Origin of the sequence: Acinetobacter sp. BY419, from assembly GCF_019038395.1 — a bacterium.
Lineage (GTDB): Bacteria > Pseudomonadota > Gammaproteobacteria > Pseudomonadales > Moraxellaceae > Acinetobacter.
On the sequence record NZ_JAGFXZ010000058.1, the window covers coordinates 1 to 5,950 of the forward strand.

Genomic DNA, 5,950 nt, shown 5'->3' on the forward strand with positions numbered 1-5,950 from the left:
TCATTTAACATAAAATCTCTTATACGAAATTTAGTTAGTAGTGAACTTTTCCGACTATGATGTTTTCATTGAAAAACATCTATAAAATCAATTAAATATATTCAAGAAGTGGAATTCTTTACAGTTTTTCTTAAATTACGCCAAAATTAAAATTAATTTAAAATCAAATATTTAATATTTTAAAGATAGATATTCATAGTCGGAAAATTTGTGTTTTTACTAGAGCACATCAAACTTATAGGTGTAGAGATTCACCCCTTTTACAAAAATCCAGAACTACTTAAGAGTGGAAAAGTAGCACAGTTAATTTTTATATAAAAAAATCAAACACTTAAAAATTATAATTTTTTTATTTTATTAGAAAACTCTTAATTTTTTTACATTTTGAGGAGTATGGGTGTAGAGATTCACCCCTTTTCAGTCTCACTCTGAAGTAAAAAAATATAAATATTTATTTTAAAAAACAATATCTTAAAACATAAGAGTGGAAATAAACACAGTGCATACTAAAATCTAAAATAGATCAGAAAGTACATCATGTAAATTTTGTCCACCTTGACGATTTATCAATCGTGCTGACATACCTACAGCTTTAGGTCCACAGACATCAGCTAATAATGTATCACCAATAAAAAGGACTTCATGTGCTTCACAGCTAAGTTTCTCAAGTACTACTTCATAAACTTTTGGATTGGGTTTAATCGCTCCGACTTCGTAGCTCCAAATATACTCATCTAAAAACGGAAGCATCGAAAAGACTTTGTCACCGTAAGGTTTTGCGAGGTTTGAACATACAGCTACCTTAAAACTAGCTTGTTTTAATCTAGCCATAATCTGAATAGTATCTTCATATAAAACTAAATTCTGCAAATCAAAAGATAGATCTATTTCTAACTCCTTTAAAATTTCATCAGAAAGAGAATATCCCCAAAAATTTGCCAACTGTTTGAAGTTAAATGGCAAAGACATAATGCTAACTGCATCATCTGGCATATAGTTACGCCCTTGAGTTTTGAGCTGCTTGATCAGTTTCTTATATGGAGAACGCCCTCGATGAATTTGAACAAGCGTACCAAATACATCAAATACAATAACTGAGATCATTTACTCTCCTAAACTAATAAATAGCTTTAGTAGAAATGCATACATATCGAGTGCTCTAAAAATATAAAGAACGTAACAACAACCGATAAAAACATCAAATTATTGATTTATATACAAAAGAACAATTATTGATATTATAATTATTCAATTATTTTTTTTAATCCAGAGGTTAGTCCTTTCCAGGGTACTAATCCCCAAAAAAAAGGCAAATTCGTCCCTTTTTGGGCACTAACCGTCCTATAAAAATGAAGGTTGTTGAAAGCTAAAGATTAAATAGTTTTCTATCTCGATCCTCTGTTAAATATTGGTTGAGTCCAGCAAGTATCTTTTCCTTATTCAAATCATTTTCCATTTTCTGAAGCAAGTACGAACCGAGTAAAATTTTACGTCTAGTATCATCCTTCCTTTGCTGTTCCGCATTTTTCTTCTTTTCACGAGTAATCACATCTTGCTTTTGAGCCTTCAACTGCTTCAATCGCTCTTCATGAGTTTTAATTTTTTCATCTAAATTGCTCACACATAATCCTCTTTTAAAAAAATCTAAGAACAGTATCAACCATTTTCCTGACCTAATCCGCCAACATCAAAATTTCGGTTATAAGCGATATATATTCAGTGTTGTAGCTCCATGCAATGGTCCCCGAAGGGCGCACTTACGACTTGGATTTCATCCAAGTCAAGTCCGTCAGGGATTGCATCACTGAACACGCAAAAAAATTGCTACGCAATTTTTAAAGGGAAAAACAAAATGGCGATTTATCACTGTTCAACAAAGACAATCAGTAGAGGTGTTGGTCGATCAGCTGTTGCGGCCGCTGCATATCGAGCAGGTGAAAAACTTATTAATAATAGAACCGGATTAACACATGACTTTAAAAGAAAGAATGGTGTGATTCATTCAGAAATTATTTCTAACTTGGATATTGAAATTGACCGTGCTGAACTTTGGAACTTGGCTGAACAGTCCGAAAACCGCAAAGATTCTCGAACCGCTAGAGAATGGGTAATTGCTCTACCTGACGAATTAAATGCTGATCAACGTAAAAAATTAGCAAAAGACTTTGCCAGGTCCTTCGTTGATCGCTATGGCGTGATCGCAGATATAGCTATCCACGAACCCAGCAAAGGTGGTAACGATAAAAACCATCACGCACATATCATGCTCACTACTCGAAGAGCAGAATTAGACCCGGACAATAATTTAATTCTGACAGCCAAAACGAATATTGAACTCAGCAACGAAAAGCGCAAAAGCTTAGGGCTAGGCACATCTCAAAATGAAATCAAAGAAATTCGAAAAGTCTGGGCAGACTTAGCAAATACAGCACTAGCTGCAGCTGAACAAGAACAACGTGTAGACCATCGAAGCTATAAAGACCAAGGCTTAAACTATGAATCGGCCCAGCATGAAGGCCCACTAGTAACTAAGTTACGTAAATTAAATATAGATACAGAGGTGAGTTTAAAAAATGATGCGATCAAGCAACGTAATGCAGAGCGTTTAGAACTAGAGCAAATTATCAATGGACTTAATCAAGAGATCATAATTGAGGAACACGTACTAAATAAATTGAAATCTCAATTAGAACGGCAAAGCAATTTAATGGATCAATTAGAACAATTAACGGAAAAATATTGGGACTTCATGCGGTTTTATAATCATAGACTTAGTAAACAAAATGAAAATCTAAATAATCTTGAACAGAGATTTAAACAATCTCAAAAATGGCTACGTAAAAATAAAACAAGTGAGCAGGAGATGGACGAGTATAGAGAGTGTACAGGGTTTAAACTATTTGATTTACCTAATTTTTATCTATCAGAAGATAATTACAATCAAATAAGACTAAGCGAGATGACTAAGTTTGAAATAGATATTGCTGAAAAAGCAAATAGTGAAAATATTCCAGATTTAGTTTTTGAATTACGCACTGTCGCAAAAAAACTTGAAGCAAATGGCGAGCGCATAAAAGCCTACGAAATTGAACAACCCACCGTTTTCACAAAGCTTAAAAATATGATGGGCTTTAAAGAGCCTGAGCGGTCGATTTTAAGCGACTTAGATGATTATGATGAATACATAGCACCAGCGATTCAAAAGTACAACAGAGAGCAAACAGCGAAGCACAAAGAGTATGTTGCTAAGCGCAATGCTGAAGAAAAGCAAAAATATGAAAAGCAGAAACAGAAAGAAGAGCGCGAACAAAGAAGAGTTGATGAAGAACTCAGATTGAAATTTGAGCTTGAGAGCTATGAGAATAAGCATGTTCAACCCAAACCCAGACCAGTTTACAACTCCCATATTGTTGAACAAAAGAGAGACGAGAGTTTTGATCTCGATATGTAGCTATTAGCGAGTGTCTACGAGCGAGGTAATTTAATTAAAATTTTTGGAATGTTTTTCTCTGATTACAAGCTTCCTTTTTTTAATGAGAATTAGGTACAGAGTATCCCGAAGGGTGCGAACTTACTTAATTTGAGTCTAGATCGAGCGTAGCGAGCATAAAAAACTTATGAGCGAAGCGAATTCCGAGTAGTTTTTGTTTTTTATAATTTATACCTGGTATTAACCAAAAAATTGCCCCGACGAACTGAGCGAGAGCGAAGTTCAATAGAGTTTGAGCGTAGCGAAAACCAAGGGCAATTTTTCATACTCAATGCTTTTAATTGTTTTAATACTTTTAAATGCTTTTAAGCACCTTGTAATACACTTATATCAAGGCTTATAGATGTAATTAAACTAGGTTTATCGACCTATTAAGCTAGGTTTATCGACCTATTAAGCTAGGTTTATCGACCTATTAAGCTAGGTTTATCGACCTTAAAACTAGGTTTATCGACCTTAAATCAAGAAGGTTGTTTTTTAAACAAATAGATATACTTAACATACAACAATTTGTTTGTGTTCCCCTTCTTTAATAATTACTTAACCCCTAAATAACCTAGATTAATTCAAACTACCCACAGCAAAAGGCTTTGAAAATAATTTATAAAACTAGGTTTATCGACCTATATATATTGAACTAAATCATTTCCAAATTAAATTTAAAATTGTTTTTAAAATCAAATAATAATAATTGTAAAATTCCTGGTTGAATCTTTAAATAAGATAGTCTAAGTTATGACCTAGTTTATTTGAAAAATACTAACAATGTCAGAATTGGTTGTTAAAGATAATGTCCTGATTCAAGCTAGTTATACATTAGATACCGTTGAACAGCGTTTAATTCTTTTGGCGATTACTGAAGCAAGACAAACTGGACATGGAATAACAGAAAATAGTTTATTAGAAATTCATGCAAGTAGTTATATCAACACGTTCAATGTTGAGAAGCATACTGCCTATACGGTGCTCAGAGACGCATCGAAAAGCTTATTTGATCGCTATGTTACATACCATGATATCAACCCAAAAACAGGTAAAGATCGTAGTTTCCATTGCCGTTGGGTTGATAAAATTGGTTATGAAGCTCACTCAGGAATTGTTTTCTTAAGGTTCACTCAAGATATCGTTCCTCTCATTACAAGACTAGAAGAGAACTTCACTAAATATGAGCTAGAGCAAGTTTCAAGATTGACTAGCTCTTATGCTATTCGGCTCTATGAATTGCTGATTCAATGGCGATCAGCAGAAAAGACTCCTTTATTTGATCTGTCTATCTTTAGACAACAATTAGGCGTTGAAGCTCACCAATATAAAACTATGAGCAACTTCAAAACGTATGTTTTAGATTTCGCACTCAATCAAATAAACGAGTTCACCGACATAACAGCTAAATATGAACAACATAAAAAAGGACGTTCTATTTCAGGATTCTCTTTCTCTTTTAAACAGAAAAAAAACACCTCTGAAAAAGTCATTCGAACAAAAAGACCTGCTGATTTATATGCAAAAATGACAGATCCTCAACGTCATTTATTTGCCAATAAACTTTCTAGACTTCCTGAAATGAATACATATTCTCAAGGTACAGAAAGCTTTGAGCAATTTGCTATTCGTATCGCTGAAATGCTTAAAGATGCCCAAAAATTCGAAGAATTATTCCCTTATCTTCAAAAAGCTGGCTTCGCATCTGCCTAAAATTTAAACTTGATCATTTGCCTATTAGACAGTCTAATAGGCAGTAACTTTTTACAAGTTTAGGCATAGGTTTACAGGATGAAAACCCTTACAGTTCTTGAACTTTCCAAGCTTTACAACATTAATAGACAAACGATTTACAACAACATAAAGAAAGGAATTTTAAGTAAAAATTCTGAAAATAAGATTGATCTAGCTGAAGCTATCCGTGTTTTTGGGGAACCGATCAAAAAACAGGATGTAAAAGAATCTGTAAAAGTAGACAGTCCAAATTCGGCAGAAGTTTTACTACTTAGACAGCAGATAGACATGCTAAAAAATCAGCTTGATGATGCCAAAGATCGTGAGTCTTTCTACCAAAATCAGATCGAGACTATGCAACGCTTACTGGAGGCTCCAAAACCTCCAAAAATGGAAGATCCAACACCTGTTGCACCACCTCAAGAGACTATTGAAGTACCACTACCTGTAAAGCCGAATGAGGTTGAAAGCGATATCCAAACGCAGAATAAGCGTATTCCTGTTCCTGAGCATGTCGAACCTGAGCCTAAAAAACGTGGCTTTTTGAGCCGTTTTTTCCTGCCATATGGTTAATCTGAACTACACAAAGTCGTGGAACAATGATCAATAATTGATCGTGGAACGTGACAAATCATTAAAAAAGCCCATCTAAGTCTAGATGGGCTAAAAATAGAAACCTACAGCACTGATTTCTAAAGAAAATTATAATGCATTTCGTATAAGGTGTATTATGTTAATTTTAGG

The 5,950-nt window shown here is 34.0% G+C and carries 4 protein-coding genes and 1 pseudogene; 3 read left to right on the forward strand and 2 right to left on the reverse strand.

All coding sequences use genetic code 11. The annotated features are described in order from the left end of the window. Positions 1–513: 513 nt before the first annotated feature. On the reverse strand, positions 514–1,104 hold the full coding sequence (locus KUG37_RS14355) for an HAD family hydrolase (protein ID WP_216940646.1): 591 nt from the start codon (positions 1,102–1,104) through the stop codon (positions 514–516). Between the two features lie 262 nt (positions 1,105–1,366). Continuing rightward, positions 1,367–1,621 carry a mobilization protein gene (locus KUG37_RS14360; RefSeq protein ID WP_367947485.1) on the reverse strand — a complete coding sequence of 85 codons (255 nt, stop codon included), beginning with the start codon at positions 1,619–1,621 and terminating at the stop codon, positions 1,367–1,369. A gap of 231 nt (positions 1,622–1,852) precedes the next feature. Between KUG37_RS14360 and mobQ the strand changes: the two are divergent. The 3 genes and pseudogenes from mobQ to KUG37_RS14375 form a co-directional block, all read left to right on the forward strand. Next, a pseudogene (gene mobQ, locus KUG37_RS14795) lies at positions 1,853–2,611 on the forward strand (MobQ family relaxase); the annotation flags it as partial. Positions 2,612–4,255: 1,644 nt separating this feature from the next. After that, entirely contained in the window at positions 4,256–5,185 is a 930-nt protein-coding gene (repM, locus tag KUG37_RS14370; protein ID WP_216940652.1) for a replication initiation protein RepM, read from the forward strand. Positions 5,186–5,263: 78 nt separating this feature from the next. After that, entirely contained in the window at positions 5,264–5,779 is a 516-nt protein-coding gene (locus KUG37_RS14375; RefSeq protein ID WP_216938023.1) for a plasmid replication DNA-binding protein, read from the forward strand. Positions 5,780–5,950: the final 171 nt, after the last annotated feature.